The organism is Arcanobacterium sp. (ex Cirak et al. 2026) (assembly GCF_053585065.1).
The window spans coordinates 110,003-135,309 of the sequence record NZ_JBQJCE010000002.1; the positions used below are offsets into that span (position 1 = coordinate 110,003).

Annotated in this window: 14 protein-coding genes; 8 read left to right on the plus strand and 6 right to left on the minus strand. The window is 53.0% G+C overall.

Annotation, left to right across the window (positions count from 1 at the left end):
* Window positions 1-23 precede the first annotated feature (23 nt).
* Window positions 24-593, minus strand: coding sequence for a GNAT family N-acetyltransferase (locus ACTOVJ_RS01750; RefSeq protein ID WP_449503928.1), 570 nt, complete (start codon window positions 591-593; stop codon window positions 24-26).
* 164 nt (window positions 594-757) lie between these two features.
* Between ACTOVJ_RS01750 and ACTOVJ_RS01755 the strand changes: the two genes are divergently transcribed.
* Both ACTOVJ_RS01755 and ACTOVJ_RS01760 read left to right on the plus strand, forming a co-directional pair.
* Entirely contained in the window at window positions 758-4,876 is a 4,119-nt protein-coding gene (locus ACTOVJ_RS01755; protein ID WP_449503927.1) for a TIGR03773 family transporter-associated surface protein, read from the plus strand.
* Window positions 4,877-5,081: 205 nt separating this feature from the next.
* A complete protein-coding gene (locus tag ACTOVJ_RS01760; protein ID WP_449503445.1) occupies window positions 5,082-6,335 on the plus strand; it encodes a peptidoglycan bridge formation glycyltransferase FemA/FemB family protein in 1,254 nt (417 codons plus the stop codon).
* A gap of 94 nt (window positions 6,336-6,429) precedes the next feature.
* Here ACTOVJ_RS01760 and ACTOVJ_RS01765 read toward each other — a convergent pair whose 3' ends face one another.
* The 3 genes from ACTOVJ_RS01765 to ACTOVJ_RS01775 all read right to left on the minus strand — a co-directional run bounded on the left by ACTOVJ_RS01765 (window position 6,430) and on the right by ACTOVJ_RS01775 (window position 11,017).
* The gene (locus tag ACTOVJ_RS01765; RefSeq protein WP_449503926.1) at window positions 6,430-7,740 is read right to left on the minus strand and encodes a carboxylate--amine ligase; all 1,311 of its coding nucleotides are present in this window, start codon (window positions 7,738-7,740) and stop codon (window positions 6,430-6,432) included.
* Window positions 7,730-9,430, minus strand: a complete 1,701-nt coding sequence (gene murJ, locus ACTOVJ_RS01770) for a murein biosynthesis integral membrane protein MurJ (protein WP_449503925.1) — start codon at window positions 9,428-9,430, stop codon at window positions 7,730-7,732. The genes ACTOVJ_RS01765 and murJ overlap by 11 nt, the downstream gene beginning before the upstream one ends.
* 87 nt (window positions 9,431-9,517) lie before the next feature.
* Window positions 9,518-11,017, minus strand: a complete 1,500-nt coding sequence (locus tag ACTOVJ_RS01775) for a YkvI family membrane protein (RefSeq protein WP_449501109.1) — start codon at window positions 11,015-11,017, stop codon at window positions 9,518-9,520.
* 202 nt (window positions 11,018-11,219) lie between these two features.
* On the opposite strand from ACTOVJ_RS01775, the gene ACTOVJ_RS01780 reads away from it, so the two are divergent.
* From ACTOVJ_RS01780 to ACTOVJ_RS01795, 4 genes are all read left to right on the plus strand, one after another.
* Window positions 11,220-12,530, plus strand: coding sequence for an MFS transporter (locus tag ACTOVJ_RS01780; RefSeq protein ID WP_449503924.1), 1,311 nt, complete (start codon window positions 11,220-11,222; stop codon window positions 12,528-12,530).
* Window positions 12,531-12,619: 89 nt separating this feature from the next.
* Window positions 12,620-14,779 (plus strand): glucose PTS transporter subunit IIA, encoded by a 2,160-nt coding sequence (locus ACTOVJ_RS01785; protein ID WP_449503923.1) that lies wholly within the window; start codon window positions 12,620-12,622, stop codon window positions 14,777-14,779.
* A gap of 207 nt (window positions 14,780-14,986) precedes the next feature.
* On the plus strand, window positions 14,987-17,008 hold the full coding sequence (locus tag ACTOVJ_RS01790; RefSeq protein ID WP_449503922.1) for a glucose PTS transporter subunit IIA: 2,022 nt from the start codon (window positions 14,987-14,989) through the stop codon (window positions 17,006-17,008).
* Window positions 17,009-17,136: 128 nt separating this feature from the next.
* Window positions 17,137-18,081 (plus strand): PRD domain-containing protein, encoded by a 945-nt coding sequence (locus ACTOVJ_RS01795; RefSeq protein WP_449503921.1) that lies wholly within the window; start codon window positions 17,137-17,139, stop codon window positions 18,079-18,081.
* A gap of 23 nt (window positions 18,082-18,104) precedes the next feature.
* Here ACTOVJ_RS01795 and ACTOVJ_RS01800 read toward each other — a convergent pair whose 3' ends face one another.
* Window positions 18,105-19,346 (minus strand): amidohydrolase, encoded by a 1,242-nt coding sequence (locus tag ACTOVJ_RS01800; protein WP_449503920.1) that lies wholly within the window; start codon window positions 19,344-19,346, stop codon window positions 18,105-18,107.
* Window positions 19,347-19,469: 123 nt separating this feature from the next.
* Here ACTOVJ_RS01800 and ACTOVJ_RS01805 point away from each other — a divergent pair, with 123 nt between their 5' ends.
* Window positions 19,470-19,721, plus strand: a complete 252-nt coding sequence (locus ACTOVJ_RS01805) for a type B 50S ribosomal protein L31 (protein WP_278013320.1) — start codon at window positions 19,470-19,472, stop codon at window positions 19,719-19,721.
* A 151-nt stretch (window positions 19,722-19,872) separates the two neighbouring features.
* The gene (locus ACTOVJ_RS01810; protein WP_449503919.1) at window positions 19,873-20,751 is read left to right on the plus strand and encodes a YwiC-like family protein; all 879 of its coding nucleotides are present in this window, start codon (window positions 19,873-19,875) and stop codon (window positions 20,749-20,751) included.
* 58 nt (window positions 20,752-20,809) lie between these two features.
* On the opposite strand, the gene ACTOVJ_RS01815 is transcribed toward ACTOVJ_RS01810, so the two are convergent.
* Window positions 20,810-25,189 carry a glycoside hydrolase family 2 TIM barrel-domain containing protein gene (locus ACTOVJ_RS01815; RefSeq protein ID WP_449503918.1) on the minus strand — a complete coding sequence of 1,460 codons (4,380 nt, stop codon included), beginning with the start codon at window positions 25,187-25,189 and terminating at the stop codon, window positions 20,810-20,812.
* Window positions 25,190-25,307: the final 118 nt, after the last annotated feature.

Sequence of the window (25,307 nt, forward strand, 5' to 3'; positions counted from 1 at the left end):
AAGAAGTCACCTTCTTACGAACGTCACACAAAATGTGTGGCACTCGTGCGAGGGCGTTCGATGAGTTCAACCTGCCAAGCACCGATTTTGTCTTCGATCATTTCTTTCACTTCACCCAGACTGATATTCCCGCCGCGAATCAGGAAATCGAAGACTCCGCCTTCTTCGATCGATGAAAAGCCCGCATAACTAAATCCGTGACGCAGATAAAAACGCTCACGTGCCACACGCTGTTGCGGATTCGGGGCGTGGGGATCATCAAGAGTTTCTAGTTCGAGGATATGCCGGTGTTGAGGGTAAAGATCGCGGTAGTACTTGAGGATTGCACTGCCTACTCCGCGGCCTCGCTGTTGGGAGTGAGCAGCGAGGAATACGAGATAGAAGATATCGTCCCAGCACATGGAAATTGTGCCACCAAGAAAAGCATCACCATCATGGAAGGCCGTCGCCTGGATCTTGCCTTCACCAATGAGCCGTGTGATGTCATCTTCCGGGACTCGTTCAGCTGGAGGAAATGCTTCGCGATACAGTGCAAGCGCCTCATGGGCGAAAGGTGACGTAAAAGAATCAAGTTCCATGGCGGCTAATGACATATCACAATCATACCAGCGTTGATACAGGCGCCCGCTGGCCGATTCCAGGAGTGAAAATTTCTCACCCACATCTATATGAGAATAGTAATCATTTTTGTTATCATCGCCTTAGGAATTTCTATCGATTCCTCATGCTCACAGCATTAGATTAGAAAGAAATACGAATGAAACTGAAAGCGCTCAAAGCCGCGGCAACCGCGGCGGTAGCTAGCTTTGCTCTCATGTCAATAACTCCTGTGACAGCAAGCGCCACAGAGGGAAACGTATTCTCCCGTGACCACACCGACGGTTTTTCAATCGTAACCGTCTCCGGTGTTCCCACGATTCAGGTGAAAAACGGCCTCCGCAACAATACATATAACGGCAATGCCACCTTTGTGATCGACAAAACCGCTTACATCGATGATCCCAATTCTGGCCTCGACGAAGAAGATAAACCGAACTTCGAGGTTTTCGCTCAGACCGGGCACAAGGCGTATTACACAACAAGCCAGAGCGAATATTTCTCGCCCGGTTGGAGCGGTGTCCCCAGCAGCAACGGCTTCACCGCTAACGGTGTGCTATTCAGCGATGTGAAGGGCCCGGGCGAGTTCTCGATTTATGGCAACCACCCCACTGACGAAACAAAGATTATGCCTGTCCTGGCGGGCGACCAATACTTTGTGAAAAACGGTTCATACCTTCCCGTTTTCGGCCACACTCACGGATCGTGGTACTTCCAGCACGCAGGAAAGTACACGTTCACCGCGACTCCGCTGGGAGTCAAAGATGGCAAGGTCATCAAGGGTACTCCAGTCACCCAAACCTATGAGGTAACAAAGTCTGACGCCGATAAGTCCCAGACATTTGAGGTCAAGAGCCTTGGCGATGACCCAACGGCAAAAGATCGCCCCGAGGGTGTTCGAGCCGAGGATCTCGGCGGAAAAACAACAACGGTGAAGGATCCTGAAAAGACAACTGAAAGCGACAACAAAGATGAGGATTCCGACGACGATACCTCATCCAAGACTGACGAGGACGATACTAAGACGTCTGTCGACGACGAGGATTCGGACGACACCTCAGCCACCGATGAAGACGAGGACGAGGACGACGAAGACGCTGACGACAGTGACAAGGAATCATCTGAATCAACGGAAGTCCAAGAAGAGTCGTGGGAGCCGCTCAGCAACCCCGTCGACCTCACAGGTGGACATCTCGATGCCTTCTACATTTACGCTTTTGGACCCAAACGAATTGATCTTTTGACGAAGGAAGATATTACCGATCGAAACGTCGTTCGTACCCCTGAGTCCGCACGGTTTATTATGGAGGCCGATACCTACCAAACCGGCTTAGGATACAACCTCCCAGGCGGCGAAACTGCTGGTTACATCTCTCCCTCGACGAAAGCACGAAATGGCCTCTACCCAGGTTTCGCCTCAAACCGATACACAAAGAATGGCTTAAAGAACGCAAAAGTTGTCTTTGAATCTATTACCGGCCCAGGAAAACTTGCTTTCATCGATAACTCCGGTTTCGATCCAGTAGCTCTCAAGGCTCTCCCTGCTCCATTCTTGGATAATAAGAAGTACTACGTCGAAGATGGGGCGACATACTCCGTGCCACCTTCGTTCCATAAGCACCTCCATTGGGTCTTCACCAAGCCAGGCAAATACGTCATAAAGGTCAAGGCCGTCGCCGACAGCACACATGGGAAAATTGAATCAGCAGTCAAGACATACAACTGGTTTGTTAAGCCCAACCCTGCTGATCCTCACAAGGACGCCGCAGGCGATCTGTCTGAACTCGACAAGAAGGTCCAGCCGAATCCGGAGAACACCACTCCGTCAGACAAAGGCTCCATCCCGTGGACAAAGTTACTTCCGGCTGACAATACATCCGGCAATGGCGACCACGATTCACACCCCGCGGCAAAGAAGCTTGAGCTCTCCAGCGGACACATTGATCTGTTCAACGTTGTTGCCCAGGGCAAGAAACTCATCCTCAACGCCAAGGACGACACTACCGGCGGACAACCCGTTTTGCGTGCACCAGAGAGCTTCTTCTTGCGTGTGAGCGACAAATCGAAACAGAATATTCCAGATGGCCTTGCCCGAAAGACCGCACCACAGGGTTACCTCCTGTCCAGCAGTGGCGATGACCAAACTTATGCACCGTTCGCAGGATGGGACACCTCCCTTGTTCAACCACAGTTTGGACCCATCTCGATCAATTTCAATAAGGTCACTACGCCAAAGAATGGCAAGGTGTTCATGTTCCATCCGTCTGCGAACGGCAAGATTATCTCTCCACTTGTCGATGGCAACATGGAACTCAACTCGGGCGACGCAATCTTGCAAAAAACCCCAATGCACGTTCACACCTCATGGCTGTTCACCGTTCCTGGCGTGTACACCATGACAGTTCAAGCGTCTGACGCGAAGGGCGCGCTTGCAGCGGGCGCTTTGATGGGGCTACCTAAGGCAGACTCCGTTCGTATCGTGTCCAACGAAGCAACCTACACGTGGCTTATCGGTGACGAGACACCTCAACCGAAGGCAACTGATGGTTCACTCACGAATCCAGGTCAACCCTCAGATTCGGATAAGCCCGCAGAGAAGAACGACGCTGCAAAGCAGAATGAACACAAGAAACCAGCAGCGCCTCAAGCAGGCCAGGTCACTGTGTTCGATCACGGCCACTTCGATCTCTTCAACGTTGTCGCCAAGGACGGCAAAATCACTTTGAGCGCAAAGGAAGATACCAAAGGAAAGCCGCAACTGCATAAGCCTGAGAGTATTGCGCTACGTGTTAAGGACGATCGTCAGATCAACACTCCTAACACTTTCCCGTCCACGTTGCCAAAACAAGGGTTCTTCCTGCCAGCAAACGGCGCAGACACCAAGAAGATGGTATGGCCCGGCTGGGACACAGGAGCTGTTCGCCCCGACTTTGAGGCAACAAAGATTGTCTTTGACAAAGTGGAAGGACCCGGCGGAGCATTCCTGTTCCTCAGCGGCCCATTCGGCGATGCAAAGCCAGCCCTGAAGTCTGGTAATTTCAATCTTTCCAACGGTGATTACATCAATCAAGCGACCCCAGCTCACGTTCATGCGAACTGGATGTTTGAAACTCCCGGCATCTACCGTTTCACTGTCCATGCCGAGTCCACCCCGAAGAAAGGTGGAGCAGCGGTCAAGTCGAATACTGGCGTTTACACATTCATCGTGGGAGATTCCACCAAGCTCCCGAATGAAACGAAAGCATTAGCGGGGAAGACCGCATCCGGCAAGAAAAAGACAGGAAACGAACACGATAATTCTGCTGACAACAACCAGCACACCAGCAATCACGGGCAGTCAGGGAAATCCGGCGATGACAACACTGGTGTCTCCAACTCGGGTGCATCCTTCGCTCCGGCAGCAAGCGGTGCTTCCACTCGTGAAGCCTGCCTCTTCGTCCCTGACAAGTCGGCACGCACTGTTGCAGCGGCTCAGCCAGCAGCAGGAAAAGCGGGCATGAACATCGTGCCCCTGGTGAAGGATGATCGTTCTGTCCCAGCTAAGTGGGTCTCTCCTACCTCGCTCACCTTCGGGATTGGTAACGCAGGAAAGACAAGCACTCCGCAGTCCATTGGCGGCATCCCGAAGAACACCACAGTGTGGATGATTTCATCTGCGCAGGTTAACGGTGTGCCCTGGGTGGGAATGAATACTCAGCATCCGACCGCGTTGGAGAACATCAAAGGATCGACCTCAATTTCTCTGACGTCTTTCTCCGGGCCGGGAATGATGGAAGTTTACACTTCTGGCTCCCAGCTCGGCCAAATCGTGGGCGATCTGTGGTTCTCTGGCAACGGTAACCGTGGAGGTGGCACAGCCACGATCCCAGCGAATACCCACGTTCACCCGAACTGGATGTTCTCCAAGCCTGGCATCTACAAAGTCGGCCTCACAATGTCAGCGACGACCAAAGATGGCAAGCGCATCACCGGTTCGACCACTTTGACCTTCAACGTCGGTGGCACCGGAAATGCAAACTCGGGTCACTTCGACTTCGGGCCGCAGGTGCTTTCAGGCGCGCAAGCAACAACTGCAAACGCTGCCCAATCGGTGCCACAGGGCAAGTGGCAGACGGCGTCGGGCAAGCCTTGTACTCCGACAAGTTCCGAGCTCAAGGCTGCCGGTTTCCCTTCAAACCTCTCTCATACCGGCGCTAGCGGAGTTGCGGAAGCACTGGCACTCATGCTGATGGCACTCGCTGTCGGCGGCACACTGGTGGTTTCCAGGAAGCGAGCATAACGATTCACTACAGCAGTGGTGGGAGCACATCTCGGCTTTGCCAGGTGTGCTCCCACCACTTGTATGTCCAAGGACATTCTCACTGACGTTCCAGAACCTCACATCATTCCAGCCTGCGAACAGGCTTCCAGATCGACACTGGCGACGTATCAATGCGGAACCGACTTGGCTCCGTTACCCCTATTACTGGCGAAAATAAGGAAGAATGGGAAACATGAATTTTGTGACGCTGACTCGATCCGAATACGAAACGTTTATTGCGAACCGCCGCCACTTTATCCCCCAGCTCCCCGCCTATGTTGATGCGAAGATAGCTATCGGCGCACAAGCCGAGTTCGTCGGAATCAAGGATTCCTCCGGGACTGTCACCGGTGCTGGTGTGCTGACATACCAGCCGTGGAAGAAATTCTTCCGCAAGGCGCATCTCACCTACGGGCCGACATTGAATTGGAGCGACGACGCCGGTGTGACAGCATTCTTCGATGGCCTGCGTTCATATCTCAAAGCAAAGCGAAACGTACTCACAGTCGATGTGAACCCGATCGTGGCGAAGAACGCTTACGAAGATATTGAGATCGTTGAGGAAGATCTTCCTCAAGGTACCCACGCGGATGCTCTGCTTCGTCGTTGTGGGTTTTCATATGTTGATGCTGAGTTCTATGAGCGCTCTGACGTACAGATTCGCTACATCTACACCAAAAATATCGCCGGGATGAATTTCGACGAAGCGATCGGATCAATCTCGAAAACGCTACGCCGCCGTTTCCGCAATACTGAACGCTACGGCGTCGAAGTAAAGTTTGAAGGTCCGCAGGCATGGGATACCTTCACTGGGCTTTTCTCAGCCGCGCAAGATCGACACGAGATGGCTGATCTTTCGGCCAACCAGATCGCACTCTTCAGCGAGCTGATGAAAGATGTCGGGCCAGAGAACGGCTTCCTCTGTATTGCCTATATGCATCCGGCTCGCTACCTTAAAGAGCTCGACGCCGATCGCCAAGCAACTGAAGAGCGCATTGCGACTCTCGAAGCACGTAAGCAGACGGCTAAGCGTGACACTGAACTCGCTCAGCAAAAGAAGGCGCTTGAGCAGAATGACGCCCAACGTTCTCAAGCACAAGCAACTCTCGATGAGTATGGAGAGAAGATCGCGATCAATGGTGCTTTGGCATTCCGCTGTGGGAACGAACTCGTGGGATTACTCGGTGGCATGGACAAACGATTTGTCCAGTTCGCACGAAACTACCCCGTTGAAGGATCGCTTTTCCGCTGGGCAGTCGAACACGGTCTCGATACATACAACACGTTCGGGGTTTCGGGGAACTTCAGTCCCGATGCGCCAGATGCGTCTGTTGTGAAGTTCAAGCGGCTATTGAACGGCAATGTCGAGGAATTCATCGGCACGTACCAGCTCGTGATCTCTCCCCTCGCCGCGAAGCTGACACAAGCCGCGATCTGATACCCACCTTCACTGGATCAAGACGTGGAGCCCGTGGCTAGCCCCAAACTTAGGGCTAGCCACGGGCTCACGTTATTCCGTCAACGGCACCGATCTAGAACCCTGTGTACGTGGGTTTAGGGTAGAACTGACGCATACGACGCGCTTCATTGACCCCGTGAAGCGTGCGGTAAATCCAACGTTTGAGGTGACGATCTTGTGAGTATGCAAGCGGATCTACCTTTGCCACTTTGCGCGCGTCCTTCACCTTCTGCCACAGTTCAGCGTCAGGAACGTATTTACGTGTAGCAATTGCCTGCGGAATAATAGAGAAAATTCCCGTCGTCGAATTGGTCTGGAACTGTCCAGACCGCCCCTCGACGTCATCGATCACAGCCTTTGCAAGATCCACACCTCCGACCTTGAGATAGTAGTGCCCACGCCCAATACGCGGATTGAGATCAAGCCAGTATGCAGTGCCGTCACGGGGATCGATCTTGACATCCATCGAGAAGAAGCCCCTGATGCCAGTAGCCTTCACAATTTGAGCGGCTTGATCAATGAGTTCGTCATTTTTCTCAAGCAAAACAATCGCAGCATTCCCGATGTACGCCGGTTGATGCAACCCCAGCAAGACATGCCCACTTCCAATCGCACTGATCTCACCAGCAGAGTTGACATAGCCATTGACTAACCACTGCGCGGTATCGTGGCCAGGAATGAGTTCTTGGACGATCAAGTTTGTGTTCACGCCATTGCGCATGAGTTCGTCGAACCAACAGAGAGCCTCAGCCGACGTCGGCAGAACTTTCACCTTACGCAGGCCCTGATTCCACCAACGATCCAGGGAGAATCGAGCGTCTTGAGGCTTCGCGATCACCGGAAACTGAAGAGTGTGCAGACTTTGCGCCCACCGTTCGCGCATACGGTCTGCCGACGCTGAAGCATCATTTTCCTGCGAATGTTGTGGCTTATTCGCGACGTCGGTATCCGTCTGCGGAGCAATAGTAATACCGATGCGGGCAGGAACAGCTAATCCAAGGTTTGTGATGAGCTGAGCCATGGAATCTTTATTTGATGCGCGCTCAATCACATCTTCGCTCGAATACGGAATAATCCACCGCGCCAAGCGCCCGCGGTGGTGCGACACAAATTCCACCTCATCATCTGTATTGACCAAGAGGAGGAGCCGGCGATCAGGATATTCTTCCTCGATCTTCGCTAACTCAGCGTAAAAAAGATCTTCGTCTTGACGCACCTGGTGAGGAATCTTTCGTACATCAAAAAGCTGCGAATATTGAATCGGCCCTCGATCGGCGTCGGCGACCACCAACGAACGGTAGCCGCCATACTCGTGGAACAGCCGAGCAAAGGAATAGGCGGAAATGTCGTAGCCGAAAATCACCGGTAACACATTATCGATCATGTTCTTTCCTTCCATGGCGCGCAAGCTGCGGCGAGGTTCGTGTGATGCCGAACTTCGCCAAAATACCAAAGGCCATCCGCTCAAGATAGACGACCTCCGGCATTGCCAACAACTTCGAGAGGATGAAAAAGACCGCTGTCATCGCCGTTCCAACCACCACAATCTGAAGCGCAGCCAACGAGAGCGGAAGATCAACCCTCGTTGTCAGATTCGATAAAATAATAATCCCAAAGAAACTGGAAATGACCGAAATGACGAAGTACCGGATGTAGGTCCAGACGATTGGCCATAGAGCGACCTTGCCGATGTGTCGGCGCAAATCCCACAGCATGAGTGGCACTGAGATTGTGTTGGTGATAGCCATCGTCAATCCGATTCCCGCCACAGTCAGCGACGGTGAGAGCATACCTGATAGTAGGTAGCCGACCACGGCCATGATTTTCAGCGGAATTCCTATCATGAATGCGCCGCGAGTGTCTTCATACGCGTAGTAAATACGGTTAAGAACTGTCGAAGCGCCAACTCCCACGAGACCCAACGACATCGTTATCAAAACATTAGCGACTGCGCTTGCTTGACTCATCGGTACCGTCGCCATAAGGAGCCGGGTCAACGGTAGCGCAAGAACGATGAGGCCAATCGTACACCAGGACATCAACATTCCGATCACCTGTAGCGCTCGAGTAGAGTCACGACGAATGGCATCAAGGTTCTTTGCTTGAGCATTCTTTGCCAGCGAGGTGAAGATTGCCGTTACCACGGATACGACGATCAAGGATTGTGGCAACGAATAAAGCATATAGGCCGCCGAATACCCCGCATTTCCGGCAATATACGAGCGATCAATACCCACAGCGTCACCTCGAGTTGCCGCCTGAGCTGCAATATTCGTCAAAATAATTGTCGGAATGATGCCGACAGCCATTTCGGCGAAAACCCACGTAGACACGCGAGCTGATTTTCCGATCCCAGCTCCTCGCCAGGAAAAATCGGGGCGCCAACGTACACCGAGCCGTCGAAGTGGAATAAGCAAAATAAGAGCCTGGGCAGCGACGCCTGCCGTGGACACGCCACCAAGGAAGGCAATGCGGCCAGAAGTCCATACCGACGCCGTCCCTGTGATTGCCGACGTCGCAGAGCCATAGATCATAATCATCGCGGTAATGCCCAAGCACGCAACCACATTATTCAACGCCGGCGCCCACATGTAGGGGCCGAAGTTTTCCTTCGCATTCAGCACTTGGCCAATAACGGTGTACATGCCATAGAAAAAGATCTGAGGGACGCACCAGAAGGCGAAAGCCACGGCCACATGATGCCAATCCGTTGGCAACGATGAGGCAAAGATCTTGACCAGCCAAGGAGAGGCTAAGGTCAATGCCAGTGTGATCGCCCCCAAGCCCACAGCCGCAAGTGTCAGAATCTTATTAATGAAAGCCGCGCCTGTTTCTTCACCGTCACGCATTGCGCGCACAATAGCAGGGATCAGAACGGCGTTAACGACGCCGCCGATCACCGCCATGTAGATCAGATTCGGGAGCTTATTTGCAATGTCGAAAGCATCCGCCGCCATGGAATTGACGCCAACGACCACGCCGAGCAGGAGTGGTGAGCGCACAAATCCAAGTAGTCGCGACACCAATGTGCCCGCGGCCATCACGATCGATGACCTTGTTGCGTTCGCCGACATTGTCATTTCCTCCTAGAATCCGAGCGTCCCTACCCTACCCGCACGCGTTGACATACCGCGTCAGGCGGGCGGCTGATATGCCTAGAGCTAATCGACTCGTCGCTCAGCTGCCGCCGACGTCTCTCCTGCTCCAAAGCCAGGGGCAGGAATCACCGGTTGAGAGTTGGCCACCGACGTCGGACGCGCATCAATCGCTTCAGGCGCAAGGGACGCCCCAACGCCACCCTCCGAGGGCAGAGTCTCACCAGCAGCTGCACGCGCTTCATTCTCAGCAGCTTCAGCGATGACTTTCTCACGCTCTTCGTCCCAACGTGCTTCAGTTTCTTCCCAACGTTCTTCGACGTCTTTCGTCTCGTCGTTCTGAAGATCGGCAACGACCTCACGGCTCATGCGGCGATGCATCCGGCGATCGTCGATATTTGAAGCTGCAAGGTGTTGACGCAAACGCAGACGATCGAGGTGGGAGAAGTGCACGCCAGCGGTCCACATCCGACCAAGCAGCGAGCGAATGCGGCGGCGTCGCTTGGACTCAGCACGAATCTCCTTATTCGAGCGAACCCAGGCCACAGTCAAAATACCGGCAAGAGCCAAACCCACCCAGCCAACGATCGGGAATACCTTGTTAACGAGAACTTCAAAACCGACGAATGAAACGCCGTAACAAATGAGGATAAGCAAGGCCATTGCCACGTTGAAGTAACGAGGATACTTCACGGTTGCACGCTTGGAAAGCGCGTAGAACATACCAATCGCGGTATTGAAGATCATCCCGAAAATCACTACCGACATCATGGTTCCAGCTACGGGGTGGATCGAATCAACAAGCTTAAGCATCGGCATCGGAGCATTCTTGACTGTTTCAGCCTTGACGAACAGTGAGACGACAGTCAAAATCACCAAACCACCGAAAGCAGTTCCGCCGATGGCACCGCCCCAGCCAGCGACGCGGATGGAGAGGAAGTTTCCACCCATCACGAGCGCCATAGCCACTGCTGTCGCCAAGTTCATACCGACATAGTTGAGTGATGACAAGAACCAGTTGTTAATTGCCGGGGTGATAGTCTGAACTTCAGTACTCATCTGTGCTGCTGAACCGTCGACGTGGGTGAAAGCGTAGATGGAAGCAACAATGATTAACACGATAATAAAAGGGGAAATTGCACCGATAACGGTCGTGACTTTCGAAGTGTCGAGGAATCCCACCGCAAAAACAATGACACCCAAGATAATGCTTCCGAGCCAGTTCGGAATACCGAATTGCTGGTTCAGATTCGCTCCTGCACCTGCGAGCATCACCACGCCCATGCAGAAGAGAACAAAAGTGGTGAAGACATCAAGCAAACGAGAAATGACCGGATGAGCCACACGGTCATAAACAATGGAGTGTTCCTTCGCAAGGAAGTATGAGCCCAGTTGAAGAACAACCACGCCGATGACAGAAATCATCAATGTCGCTACCGCCGCACCGACGATTCCCCAGGTACCGTGGGCGACAAAGTACTGCAGAACCTCCTGCCCAGATGCGAATCCTGCACCGACCACAAGTCCAATAAACGCAGACGAAACAATCAAAATTTGTTTAAACATAAAAATTTCTTTCGGTTCTTTTACCTGTGAAACCCTACCGGGATTACGCTCCATTGTGGAGAATATTTTCTGATTGTGGCCGATTCCGCGATGTATACCGCCCCGATTATTCTCAGTCGTAGCAGTCACACATTATTTACAGTGGCGAGGCCCATCACATTCTTATTCTGGGATTCTCGATACAAAAGGCTATGCTGGAGGGATGAATCAGCGCACACGTCGGATCTCTATGTTGATCGCTGCCTCCGGCACAGTAATCGAATGGTTTGATTTCTCTCTCTTCTTTTATCTCGCAACTTCTTTGAGTAAGACCTACTACCCCAATTCGGAAAATTCCACTCTGCTCGTCTTGGCAATCGCCGCTGTTGGCTTCGTGTTTCGTCCTCTCGGAGCACTTGTCTTTGGGCACATCGGCGATACACGAGGCCGCACCGTTGCCCTTGTTGCTTCCGCAGGTCTCATGGCGATCTCAATGGCAGGTATCGCTTTGACTCCTGGCTACGCCACCATCGGTGCGTGGGGTGGCATTATCGTATTACTCTTGCGCGCTTTAGCTGGATTCTCAGTGGGTGCCGAATACACCGGCATCATGGTGTACCTAACGGAGACTGCACGAACGAACCGACGCGGGTTGGCGGCATCATGGGCTGCAGCCAACTCCGAGGTGGGTGCGCTCTTAGCCGTGGGCTCGGCAGCTTTCGTCACCCGCGTCTTCGGCACCGACGCGCTCCACGACTGGGCATGGCGTCTCCCATTCCTTCTCGGCGCGTTGCTCGCTGCAGGTATGATTCCCCTGCGCAAGTACATGGAGGAGTCGCCCGCGTTGCGCACCGATGTCCATCACAACGGCTCGGTGCCACCAAGAACCGACGACGCACGCATTGAAGCCCCGACGTCGGCGCCTATTACATACACGTTGCGCAAGCAAAAGCTGGCAGTGTCGGTATCATTCTTGATTTCCACAGTCGGTTCAGCCTCCTACTTCCTGACGATCACTTATATTCCAACGTACGTTGAAACAATGAATATGGATTCGATGGCCGCGTTACGCCTGGGACTCGTTGCTGCTATCGCAGCAATCGCTGTGACACCGTTGGTGGGACTTGCTGCCGATATTTTCGGACGACGCCGCGCATTCGCTTTCACTCTCATCGCATTAGTAGTTGTTGCCTTCCCGGGTTATTCGATGCTCTCCTCAGGTTCTCCGCTCGTTTTGACAACCGCTGCCATCTTGCTCGCGGCTCCCGCAGCAGGGTGGTCAGCGATCGCAGCGTCGGCAGTTCCTGAACAATTCCCTACTCACGGGCGCTTCTCAGGGATGGCTATCGGTTACAACCTCGCCGCTGTCTTATTCGGTGGTCTCACTCCGGCAGTGGTCAATATGCTAACCACTGCCACAGGTAATCTTCTTGCGCCAGCGTATTATGCAATCGCTGTGTCAGTATTAGCTGGAATCCCAGCACTCATATTGATGCGTGAGAAAAAATCAATGCACAGCCTCGATCATTCGTGAGTTAGGAACGTCGCACCGCTTCGTGAGGTGATCGCAAACTTTTGTCATACCCTCCCGCTACCATTGGTAGCGAATGTAAAGGAGGCAATGTGGCTGGAAAGAATTCGCAGCAAGAGGTGCTTGATGGCATCGGCGGTCGTGACAACATTTCAACCATCATCCACTGCGCGACACGTCTGCGTTTCCAGCTCAAAGATAATTCGACTGTTGACCGTGAGCGAATCGCAAACGCCCCGAACGTCATCGCCGCGCTCCCTCAAGCTGATAACCGCTACCAGGTGGTGGTGCGTGGCAACGTTGCCGATTATTTCTCAAAATTCATGGCGTTGCCTGCAATGCGGAATTTTGGCCGGACTTCTGATGAGGAGCTCAAGGCACAGCTGGAGAAAAAAGGGCGTGGGAAGTCTGCGATCTTTAACTCCTTTTCCGAGTATCTTTCTGATTCGTTCCGTCCAGCGCTTGGGGTATTGCTCGGCGCATCACTTGTGATGGCGTTAGCAATCGTCTTGGAATTATGCGAGGTACCGGGATTCGCATCAACGGGACGCACACCTGAACGGTGGTTTGTGGAGTCACTCTGGGCAGGAGTATTTTTCTTCCTTCCCGTTCTCGTTGCCTATAACGCATCTGTGAAGATGAAAGTAGATGGGTGGCTAGGCGCAGCTGTCATGCTCGCGCTCATGACTCCATTCACCGGCGCTATCCGCACTCTCGCTGCGCATACATCCGGAGGCACCGCTGGGTTGGAAGAACTCGGCTCCCCTGCGGGTACCTTGAGCTTCACGTTAGATGTGTTTGGATTGCCACTTCATCTTCCTAGCTACGGCGGGCGAGTGCTGGTTCCATTAGCTATGGTGCCAGTATTATCGTGGCTCTATCATTTCTTACGCCAACATGTTCCTGAATCAATGCAACTGATGGTTGTACCATTTTTATGCCTGCTCGTCATGATCCCCCTGACAGCGTTCGTGATTGGCCCTGCCTTCGTCTGGTGTGGAAATCTCCTTGGTAATGGGTTGGGGTGGCTGAATCTCCATGCGCCGTATCTTTTTGCGTTGGGAATTCCTCTTCTCTACCCATTCATTGTTCCTCTTGGGCTGCATTGGCCGCTGAACGTTCTGATGCTGGTGAATCTTTCGACTCTTGGATTCGATTTTCTTCAGGGGCCTATGGGCGCTTGGAATTTTGCTTGCTACGGAGCAGTAGCAGGGGTCGCGATTTTAGCTTGGCAGGCAAAAGACCACGCCACACGTTCGACTGCTTCATCAGCACTTTGGGCGGGGTTGATCGGCGGGACCTCTGAGCCAGCACTATATGGGATCCATCTGCGTTATCGCCGAGTATATCCAGTACTTCTCATAGGATGTGCTGCTGGCGGAATTGCAATAACTGTTGGTGGATGGCTCACAGGCGGCGTGACAACCCGAGCATTCGTTTTTTCATCGCTCCTCACCATTCCCGTGTTTTCCCCGGCAACCACATACGTCGTCTCTATCGCCATCGCATTTTCGGTTGCGATGCTGGGCGTGTTGATCGTGGGTTACCGAGAGCCTGGAGAAAAACGCATCTTCGGCATGTCAGCGAACGGGACACATTTCACAATAGGCCAAGTCTCGCCTCTCATGGATAACTCCAGCGCATCGACACCGCCTGTCACAAGTGATTCTGGCGTAGCTAAGGAAGCGGGGGCGCCATTGGGCGACGTATTCCCCGATGATGGCCCTGGCTCAGGCCTTGCACACGCGATACCGTTGCCGGCTCAAGAAACTCCACTCCCAGAATTTGACGGCAGACAGCGGGCACACATCTATGCGCCTGTGGATGGCACGATCGTTGCGCTTGAGGAAACTGACGATGCGATCTTCGCTTCAAAGGCGTTAGGCGACGGTGTGGGTATTGAACCTGCAAACGGAGAATTCTCAGCACCTGTTTCCGGCGTAGTAACAGCTGTACAACAAAGTGGCCATGCCTATGGAATCCGTTCCAATGAAGGCGCAGATGTGCTCATCCACATCGGAATCGATACTGTTGAGATGGCTGGTCATGGGTTCATGTCACATGTCGAGCGTGGACAACACGTAAAAGTAGGAGATGCGCTCGCGAGTGCTGACCTTCACGCAATTGAACAGGCAGGGCACCGCGCTACCACGTTTATCGTCGTCACTAATACGCGTTCACTGAATCGCGTGATGCCCGCCGCCCGCGGCGAAGTCACCAAAGGCAGCGCGATCATCGATCTCATACTGTGAGCCACACATGCCCCGTCGTAAAACGACACTGATATCCAGATTCGTCACGAGTCTTGATCTGGGTATTTTTCGGTGTTAGGCTTTACGTGATCGGTTTCCGAACCGAAGGATTGTTACCCGTTTTGGGGCAAGACCTGAGATAGCACTCGTGTATCTCGGGTCTTTTTTATTGCCTAAAAACGGCCACTGTCAGCAAAGGAGCTAGGTGTGACCACCAAAATTAACGCCCCCGAGGCGATTCTGGACGCGATCGGCGGACCAGAAAATATCTCAAGCTTCACGCACTGCGCGACTCGCCTGCGTTTTGAGCTCAACGATGCATCAGTTGTGTCGAACGACGAACTCGAGGCCATCCCCGGTGTTCTCGGCGCAGTCCCCCAAAGCGGCGATCGCTACCAGGTCATCATCGGCGGCGGCGTAGCAAACGTCTACAACGATATGATGTCCCTACCCGCGATGGCGAATGTTGGAAAGAAATCGAACGCCGATGTGAAGGCTGAGATGCGCGCCAAGGCACGTGGTAAGTACGCGTGGATCGATACATTCTTTGAATTCCTCTCGGATTCTTTCCGACCGATTCTCGGAGTACTCCTTGGAGCCTCACTTATTATTGCATTCGCATCTGCAGCTGATGCTTTTGGTTGGATCACGCTCAATCCGAAACAAGGTGTTCCAAAAACCGCAACCGCGCTCTTCCTTGAAGCAGCCTGGGGGTCGGTACTCTACTTCCTCCCTGTCATGGTGGCGTACAATGCCGCGAAGAAACTCAAGGTTGATGGATGGCTCGGCGCCGCTGTCATGCTCGCAGTAATGACTCCCGCATTCAGCGCACTCCAAGAAGCTCCTGGAACTGTCGAGACATCCTCCGCAGCACTCGGTAGCAAGTTCTACACAGCCTATGTTTTTGGTCTTCCACTGCAGTTGAACAGCTACGGTGGGCAGGTCTTCGTCCCACTCTTCATGGCTGTTATCCTCGCCGGTGTTTACCATGGCCTCAAGCGCATCATTCCCGAGATCGTTCACATGGTCTTCGTTCCGTTCCTTTCACTTGTCATCATGATCCCGTTGACAGCCTTCCTCATCGGGCCTGCTTCTATCTGGCTTGGTTCGGGTCTTGGATCCGGTTTGGCCTGGCTCAACGGACATGCTCCATTTATCTTCGCGATCATGATCCCGCTCGTGTACCCGTTCCTCGTCCCACTCGGTCTGCACTGGCCACTGAACGCTCTGATGCTCATCAACATCAATACTCTTGGCTACGATTTCATCCAAGGGCCAATGGGCGCATGGAACTTCGCCTGCTTCGGAGCAACCGCAGGCGTCCTCTTCCTTTCTATCAAGGATCGTGACAAAGCAATGCGTCAGACCTCTGCAGGTGCACTCGCCGCAGGCCTCCTCGGTGGCATTTCCGAGCCATCGCTTTACGGCATCCACCTGCGTTTCAAGCGCATCTACCCACGTATGCTTGCCGGCTGTTTGGCAGGCGGCGTCGTCATCGGAATCCTGGGCATCCCAACCGGTGGCGTCAAGACCTCCGCATTCGTCTTTACCTCACTCCTCACCATCCCGGTCTTCACCCCGATGCTGACCTACGTCATTGCAATTGCCGTCGCCTTCTTCACCGCGATGGTGCTCGTGATCATCTCTGGTTACCGCACTCCTGAGCAGAAGGCCGAGTTCCTTGCACAGCGTAACGACGAAGAAGCAACCTCTGCAGAGGAAGCAGCTGTCACTCCGGCGACGACGTCGGAAACTGTTGCAACTCTCGCGCCTGTCACCACTGCCGTACTTTCGCCGGTCACTGGAACAGTCATCACACTGGATGAGACCGGGGATAAGGTTTTCGCTTCACGAGCACTCGGTGAAGGCGTTGGTGTGGTTCCGTCCAATGGACACATTGTTTCTCCCGTCTCGGGCAAGATCAAAACTGTTCAGAAGTCCGGCCACGCCTATGGCATTACATCTGATACCGGAGTCGAAGTCCTCGTTCACGTTGGTATCGATACTGTGGAGATGAAGGGCGACGGTTTCGAACCGAAGGTAACAAAGGGCGACTTTGTCGAAGCTGGACAGCCTCTCGTTGAGGTTGACCTGGAGAAGATCCAGGCAGCTGGATACCCCACAACAACCCTCGTCGTCGTGACCAATACTCGCGCGATGGCCTCAGTTGAACCTCGCGTTGGCGTAGATGTCAACGCAGGTGAGGAAATCATTTCAGCAACTAAGTGATCTGTATACACTCTGTATACACAAAGAATGCGGCGGGTGAGGTTGACTCACTCGCCGCATTCTGACAAAGACGACTCAAAACACCCAGGTTTGTACACTAAAATAAATTGACGATAAAAGGAGGTGAGATGAACGTACTGCGCGTTTTTAATAACAATGTCGTTCTGGCAAAAGATACACACGGAACTGAAGTTATCCTGACCGGACGAGGACTCGGGTTCCAAAAGAAGCCAGGTGACAGTATCGACCCGAAAGCAATCGTCCGTACGTTTGTGCCTTCAGACGGGCGCTCCCCAGATCATCTCGGTCAGCTTCTGGCTGATATTCCTCCGCAAATTGTGGCCATCGTCGGCGAGGTCTCAGCCACAATTCAGCTTCCCGGTATCGGTGCAAGACATCCAGAGCACAAATATCCAATCTCTGAAAACGTAACCTCGGGCGAAAATGCTCAGCCCCTTGTCGGCGTCGCTGCAGAAAATCCAGCACTTCTCATCGCACTCGCTGACCACGTGGCGTTTTCCGTGAAGCGTGTGCGCAAAGGCATCCATTCCGCTTATCCACTTGAGGCAGAGGTTCGGGGGCTGTACCCTGCTGAGTTTGCAATAGCCCAACAGATGCTCGCCCAGATCAATGAGCGCCTGCGCACCACAGCTCAATATGAGGACGTCCAGTTACCCCGCGACGAGGCTGTTGCCTTGACGTTGCACCTGGTCAACGCGGCTTTCACCCAGGGGAATCTCGCAGGCACCTACATGATGACTGGTGTTATCCAGCAAATGATTGACGTCATCGAAGAGTATTTCAATATACATTTGGAGCAATCCAGTGTGAATGTGGGTCGCTTTATTACCCATCTTCGTTATCTGTTCGTACGAATTACAGAGCATCGCCAGCTTGAAGATCTGATGAGTTCAATCAGCGAATCGATCAATAGTTCCTACCCGCAGGCAGCAAAAGTTGCACGTGTGCTCGCTGAAATCATCGAACTTCGAACGGATGCCACGTTAACAACGGACGAAGTTGCCTACCTCTCGCTCCATATCGCTCGTCTTTCCCAAGACGCACGCGACTAAACGTGACCTCGTAGCACAGCCATTCACTGCTCGTTTGATGACCCTAAATAGGCCAATGCTCCTGCGATTGCAGCTGTCACACCAGTTTCCAACGTCGGATGGAGATCGGGGATGAAGTGGGGCGAATGGTTTGGTTGAGCTGATTGCTCATCGGCGAAGCCGCCAAGCCCCCAGTAACAGTATGGAGCATTGAAAGCATCAGCAATGATCGAAAAATCTTCTGACGCTGTGGATGGCACGAGCTCTTCAACTCGTTCATCCCCCAGAACTGCCGCGAGGCTGGCATGGACTCTCTGACGAACAGCAATATCATTCGTCACTACCGGCGTATCTTCAAAGATTTCGATCGTCGGAGCCGCAGCTCCACTCGCTGCGGCTTCAGCCTCAACGATACGGTGAATCGCAGCGATTTCTTTATCATACGTTTCGTCCGAATACGCACGAATATTGACAAGAAGTTCAGCTGAATCGGGGATGACATTTCCAGCATCTCCCGCATGGATTGCATTGACCGAGACCACACCGAATTCACCTGGCGTGAGTTCCCGGGAAACTATTTCATTAAGGCGAGTGACCACGTGAGCCGCCATCAAAATCGGATCAATCCCCAGGTGAGGCATCGAACCATGTGAACCGCGGCCACGAAGTACGACGCGCAATGTCGCCGCAGCTGAAAAGACTGCGCCAGCCGCCGTCGCCACGTGTCCAGAAACTGGTACAGGCAACACGTGTTGTGCCAGTGCAACGTCCACTTTTCCATTTCCAGTGAGCGCATTGACTTGCTCAACCAACCCATTGGCGACCATTGACTTAGCGCCTTCGCCACTTTCTTCACCTGGCTGAAAAAGTGCCACGTATGTGCCAGACCAAAGATCTTTGTGTGTCGCGAAGAATTCTGCAGCACCAAGGCCAGCCGTGATATGAAAATCATGGCCGCAAGCATGCATGACTGGCACAGTCTCGCCGTCGCGATTCACTTGCGTCGCGACCGACGCGTAAGCAGTGTCGGGAGCCTCCCGAACAGGCAGGCCATCAATATCAGCACGGAACAACACCGTCGGGCCAGTACCGTGAGTCAAAATGCCCACTACTCCCCCGCCGATTTCACGAACTGTGTATCCGAGTTCTTCGAGCCTCAAGGAAATAATTGTGCTCGTGCGCTCTTCGCGCATCGAAAGCTCTGGATGCTGGTGAAAATCGAGGTACATCTCCTCAAGTGAGGGCAGACGCGAGGCAACCGCCTGTGTAATCGCTTCAAATTTCATGTGTCAAGAATACCCCGGGAATAAATGTGACGTGTTTACCCTCCCAAAAGAAGGGAAGGACTGTGAGAACAGTTATCGAAGATGGTAGTCTGGCTCAGGTTCTATTTTTATGAGGAGGACAAAATGAAGAAGGGCATTCACCCCGATTACCACCCCGTGGTGTTCCGCGATCGCTCGGTGGACTACACGTTCCTGACCCGTTCCACCCGTACGTCCGATCAGACAATTGAGTGGGAAGACGGCAACACCTACCCGGTGATTGACATCGAAGTTTCGGACAAGTCTCACCCGTTCTTCACGGGACAGCGCCGTATCCTTGACACCGCTGGCCAGGTTGAGAAGTTCAACCGCCGTTACGGCAAGCGCACCAAGTGAGGTAGCAGTTTTAAGCCTCGAGGGCGAATGGGAATTCCCATTCGCCCTCGTTTTTCGCTTGTCAAGCACTGACATGCTGTTTTTGTGACTCTGAGCTCAGTGTTTGTCAACTCACTGCTGATATGTCGATCCTCATGCTTAGGATAGGCACGTGACCAGTGAACCAACCCGCACGCCAGAAAACGGACTACCGCAAAACCGTCTTCGCAAAAAAGTTTCTGTGTTCCCTAACCAAAAAGGTGCATGGGCGATGGCAACTCTCCCTTTTGCGGTCGGAGCGATTGGCGGCAGCCCCTCATGGCAACATCTTGTAATCTTTGCGGTATGGATTTTTGGCTACTGCCTCTTCTATTGCGTTGAACGTTGGTATTTGGCTCGCAAACAACCCAAGTTTCTTCCCTCCATTTATTTCTGGCTCGTCATGACGGCGACGGCAGGTATTTTCGCCTTCCTCATTGCCGGCGCACTACTCCCCTGGGTAATCGGATTCGTCCCCTTCGCCGGGTTATCATTCTGGGCTGTCACACACGGACAGTCGCGTACACTGTTGGCGCGCACCAGTGAAGTTCTTGCAACGTCACTGATGTGCCTTGTGGCTTGGGAAACTTCGCTCCGAGCCGCCGACCACACTTTGTCGTTATGGCACCTGGATCACCCGCTCTTGCCTGCTCTTATTCGCGCCGACGTCGGGACTCGCGCACTCGTCTGCAGCGCAGCGATTGGGTTCTATTTGTGGTCCACCGTTCCCTTCGTCAAATCGCTGCTTCGTGAACGGGGCAACATCTTCTATTCATATCTGACTATCGCAAGCCATGTCATCGGTTTAACACTTGCTACTGCGCTGTGGGCAAGCGGATGGAATGCGGGTGCTCTCGTGGCGCTATGGATTCTTCTTTCAGGCCGCGTGGCATTTTTCTTCTGGAACTCCACAAAATCAAGGATGCCACTACGCAAACTCACCATGACTCTAGGGTTTTCTGAAATCGTTTTGTCACTGCTCTATGCGACGGCGGTTCTGCAGCTGGGGTAAAAAGGGAAGTGCTTAGCGATGAGACCACCACTAAGCACTTCCCTTTTTGCATAACACGTTACGAACGCTTGTTCTTCCGTGCAAGCAGAATTACTCCTGCGCCAGCGAGAACCACAGTGGCAATACCAAGTCCTGCCACAGTTGCACCAGTCCGAGCCAGGCCGGAAGACGTTTCTGGAACGTCAGATTTCTTTGGTTGGCCTGTTTGCGTCGGTGTTCCCGTCGATAGAGTGTCTGTCCCCTTGGCTTTCTTTAATGCCGGGGTCAGTTCAGTCCACGGAACACTTGCCTTCTCCGACGCCGTCGGATCTGGCTGGGTTGGAGGAGTTGTCTCCTCAACCGGAGGTGTCACTGTGTCCGTCGGAGTCGACGGAGCGGTCGGCTCTGGCTGAGGAGCCGGAGCGGTCGGCTCTGGCTGAGGGGCCGGAGCGGTTGGATTCGGATCCGGTGCAGGAACCGCCGGAGGTTGTTCAGCGTGAGGTGCACCAGCGAAAGTGATTTCGAAGATCTTCTGAGCACTGTGATCTTCGGCCTCGACAATGACACGCGAAACGGCCTTGTACTGCGGCAAGATCGTCACTGCTGCGTTGTCTGGAGCAGTTGCTTCCAAACTCTTCGCACTAGCCTCCGGAGATTCAAACTTCCATGCCTTCAACGTTTCAGCCGGCAGATCTTTTCCGTTGAGCGTGACCTTATCCAGCGCCACGGTAGAGTTCTTCGGGAAAGATTTCTCGACACCCTTGAGCAGAACTTCCGAAATGCCGGTTACTGGCTTAACCTCCTGGTTTTTATCCTTATTACCTGTCTTCTCGTCAGGGTTGTTAGTCACTTCGAGTTTGACGTAAGTCGCCTGAACAGGTTGATCTAAGGTATAGGTGTATGGGCGAACATTCCCCTGCTCCTTGCCAATGGTCTCCTTGACCTTGACAGGTTTCCATTCTTCACCGTCCGAGTCCTTGACAAAGAACTTCGTTGTATCGGCCTTCGGATAGCGTGCAGACCAACCATCCTTGTAGAACCACACCTCAAACTCACCGAGGCTCTGTGCAGTCGCATATTCAAAAACGATGCTAGCAGTATCTTTACGTTCTTTTTGTGTGTAGTTGTAGTTACTCCACACATGCGGATTAGTTCCACCATCGTGGCTCGGCACAGTTGTTTCACCATCCGTAATGGCTTTCAAGGTGTCTGTCTGGAGTCCCTGCGGAATCGACTGGGACAACGACGCTGCCGAGGCAACATTCTTGCCGACCTTTGTCAAGGCTTCCTGAACCCGGATTGTCGCGGTGACAGGATACTTCTTTCCAAAAATCTCGGCAGTGCCCTTCACGCTGACCGTACCCGGCGCATTCCACTTCGTGGCTTCTGGCTTTTCCCAGGTCACAGGGAATGTGGCGTCGAGGATCTTACCGTCAGGCATCACGACCGGACGTTGTTCAGGCAATACAACTGGTGTGCCTACCGGCGTCGTGTCGGAGTAGTTCAGCACAGCGCCGACGCCATCAATCACAACAACATAGACACTGACAGTGTCACCAGCGTCAGTTTTTCCTGCGACAGTAAAATCGCCTGCCTTAGCATACTTTGTCGGTGGAATTTCGCCCCAGGTCACCTTGGATGACGTTGCTTTCCCTGCCGTATTGTATGCATCAATCGTTGCTGGAAGTAACGGCTTGTTGCCCGTCTTGACGTAGACAGTCCGAGGGAACTTGTAGTGATCAACCGCCTTTGTATCCGACGCAGCGACGCCAGCCGCCTTTGTCGTCACTGTGACCGATCCAGTGGCAAGAGTCGGAGCGGTGGCTTTGACGGTGAATGAGCCAGCCTTCTTGGTTGACTTCACGATGCCGAGCACCTTACCTGCGAATGCCTTACGCGACTTCGAATCATAGCGAGTGTGATCAGCTTGTTCGCCGTTATCCGACCCCATAAACACACCGTCACCAGTGACCTCAAAGGTCACCATGTCCTTTGCAGACGGTACTGGCACGCCCTTGTCGTCGGTCACCGTCACCTCAACATAAGCCAGATCTGATCCGTCGGCAGCAATTTCTTTTCGGTCAACATGAACGTCAAGCTTTGCAGGTTTCCCAGCAGTTTCCACAACACTACGCCCAAGAGTCTTCGTAAGCTTTTGGCCGTTCGAATCATATCCGACTGCTTCGAGTTTGCCCTCTTCGAACGGGACTTCCCACGTCATGTACAAGCTCTCGTGGTGTTCAGGCTTGCCCTTCACTAGCTGATAAGTGTAGTTTTCAGGCGTTTTCTTCGTTTCAAAGGTTTGCTTCTCGCCTACCTTTTTCTTTTCCCCACCCTTCGCAGGAGTGAAGTAGAGCTCAACAGCAGCTGCATTTGAGTATACGTCGACTTTCACCTTCTCCCCCGGCTTCTTGTTGAGAACGTCGCCGTTCCATGCCGGGAGAATATGGACAGTCTTTGCCTTGTCATTCCATTGGCTTTGGTACAGATAGTAGGAATCCTTGGGGAAACCTGCCGTATCCACGATTCCAAAATAGGAATTCTTTGGCGCTGGCCAGGTTCCTTGTTGACTTGGGTTATAGCGATCGATTCCGTTCCAATGTGTCGGTTCACCGATGTAATCAAAACCTGTCCACACAAATTCGCCAGCCACATAGTCACGGGTAATCACGTCATACCACGCAGCAGATGCCCGTGCTCCCCAACCAACAGCGGAATTATCATAAGAGGTCAGACGCTTATCTGAAGTCTTTCCCTTATCATGAGTACGATCGTAAACCCCTCGGCTATTGACAGATGAAGCCGTTTCTGAACCGTAAAGTGGCCACTTAGGGAATGCTTCATGAATCTTCCGGTACTGATCGCCTGCAACGTAGTTAACACCGGCAATTCCACCGGCATCTACCAGAGATCGCATGAGATCGCTCGTTGCAGAATTCCAGTTCTCGCGCATCTGGTTATCGCCACGTGTGACAGGACGAGTCGGATCTGCTGCCTTGGCCCACTTAATCAGATTTGCCTGCGAAGTCGTATAGTTGCTGAGATTCTCGTAACCAGCTGTGCCTTCACCGATCTCATTACCAATCGACCACATGATGACTGAAGGAGAATTCATCGAACGATGAATCATCGATTCAAGATCAAACTGTGCCCAGGTGCTTCCTTCAGGTACATTTTCCAAACCTGGATTATCCTTCACAGGCTCGTTAAAGAAGCGAGCATAATCATTGCGATTATTGTTCTTGGCCCGCTGGAACCCGTCGAAGCTTTCCTCGACGATCAGCACACCCATCTCATCAGCGAGATCAATAAGATCGCGCGAAGCAGGATTATGGGTCACACGAATTGCATTGACACCCATCTCCTTCAAAATGCGAATCTGGCGAGCGATGGCCGCACGATAAGCACGTGCGCCAAGAGCACCCTGATCGTGATGCATCGAGACACCCTTGAGCTTCATCTTCTTTCCGTTGAGACTGAAGCCCGTCTTTGGATCAAAAGCCGTCGTTCTAAAACCGGTGGTCACGGAAGTCTTATCGAGAACCACCCCGTCGGCATCAGCCACTGTGGTAGTTACGCGGTAGCGCGTCGGTGTCTCAAGATCCCACAGCTTCACGCCTTTCGCTGTGAACTTCTCCTTGTTATCAAAGCGCTCACCAGCCTTGAGTTGGACTGTCTTCGCTTCGCTCTTGCCGAGCACATTCTTACCATCCAGTGTGGTGATCTCATGGGATACCTTCACCGTCACAGGCTTCGACGATTCATTCTCCAAGCGAGCGGTCACTTCAAGTGGAACATCGCCACCCGACTTCAGATTGGGCGCAACCACACGCACTCCGTCGTGACCCACGTGAACTGGATTCGTCACAACAAGATCAACATTGCGGTAGATACCTGAGCCTGAGTACCAACGGCTCGACGGCGTTTCATGATTGACCTTCACGGCAATCACATTGGTGGCGCCAATTTCTACATAGTCCGTGATGTCTACCGAGAACGGTGTATAGCCATACGGGTGATTAGCTACCTTCTGACCGTTGACGTACACAGTGGCATCCATGTAGACACCGTCAAAATTAAGATTGATTCGCTTCCCAGCAAAGTCATCAGAGAGAGGCAGATTCTTGCGGTACCAGCCCACTCCTCCAGGCAAGTACCCGCTCTCAGCTTCACCATTCTTCGTGAAGTCTTGCTCAATGGAGTAATCGTGAGGCAGATCGAGGGATCGCCAATTCGCGTCTGAGAAGCTCTTCGACTGTGCGCCATCATTGGCGCCGAGCTTGAATTTCCAGCCGTCGTTGAAGTTATGCACACGAGTATGGGCGTCAAGCGCGGCAGTATAGACGTCTTCTGGCGTCGATGCCATTTGATTCGACGTTGTCAATGCGGAGTAGTCAGTCTCTGCTGCCGCATGGGGCAATGGTCCGAAGGCCGTCAGGGTGAGCGCCAAAGTACTCACAACTGCACCTCGCCTCCAATAAGTTGTGCGTGAGTCACGCATAAGTTTCCTCGTTTCACCATTGAAAGATAGAACATTTGGTGGGGCGATGAGGGCCGGAGGTGAGGCAATCTCACCT

Coding starts and splice junctions, on each gene's coding strand:
- ACTOVJ_RS01750 (WP_449503928.1), bottom strand. CDS start 593: ATGTCATTAGCCGCCATGGAACTTGATTCTTTTACGTCACCTTTCGCC.
- ACTOVJ_RS01755 (WP_449503927.1), top strand. CDS start 758: ATGAAACTGAAAGCGCTCAAAGCCGCGGCAACCGCGGCGGTAGCTAGC.
- ACTOVJ_RS01760 (WP_449503445.1), top strand. CDS start 5,082: ATGGGAAACATGAATTTTGTGACGCTGACTCGATCCGAATACGAAACG.
- ACTOVJ_RS01765 (WP_449503926.1), bottom strand. CDS start 7,740: ATGATCGATAATGTGTTACCGGTGATTTTCGGCTACGACATTTCCGCC.
- murJ (WP_449503925.1), bottom strand. CDS start 9,430: ATGTCGGCGAACGCAACAAGGTCATCGATCGTGATGGCCGCGGGCACA.
- ACTOVJ_RS01775 (WP_449501109.1), bottom strand. CDS start 11,017: ATGTTTAAACAAATTTTGATTGTTTCGTCTGCGTTTATTGGACTTGTG.
- ACTOVJ_RS01780 (WP_449503924.1), top strand. CDS start 11,220: ATGAATCAGCGCACACGTCGGATCTCTATGTTGATCGCTGCCTCCGGC.
- ACTOVJ_RS01795 (WP_449503921.1), top strand. CDS start 17,137: ATGAACGTACTGCGCGTTTTTAATAACAATGTCGTTCTGGCAAAAGAT.
- ACTOVJ_RS01800 (WP_449503920.1), bottom strand. CDS start 19,346: ATGAAATTTGAAGCGATTACACAGGCGGTTGCCTCGCGTCTGCCCTCA.
- ACTOVJ_RS01805 (WP_278013320.1), top strand. CDS start 19,470: ATGAAGAAGGGCATTCACCCCGATTACCACCCCGTGGTGTTCCGCGAT.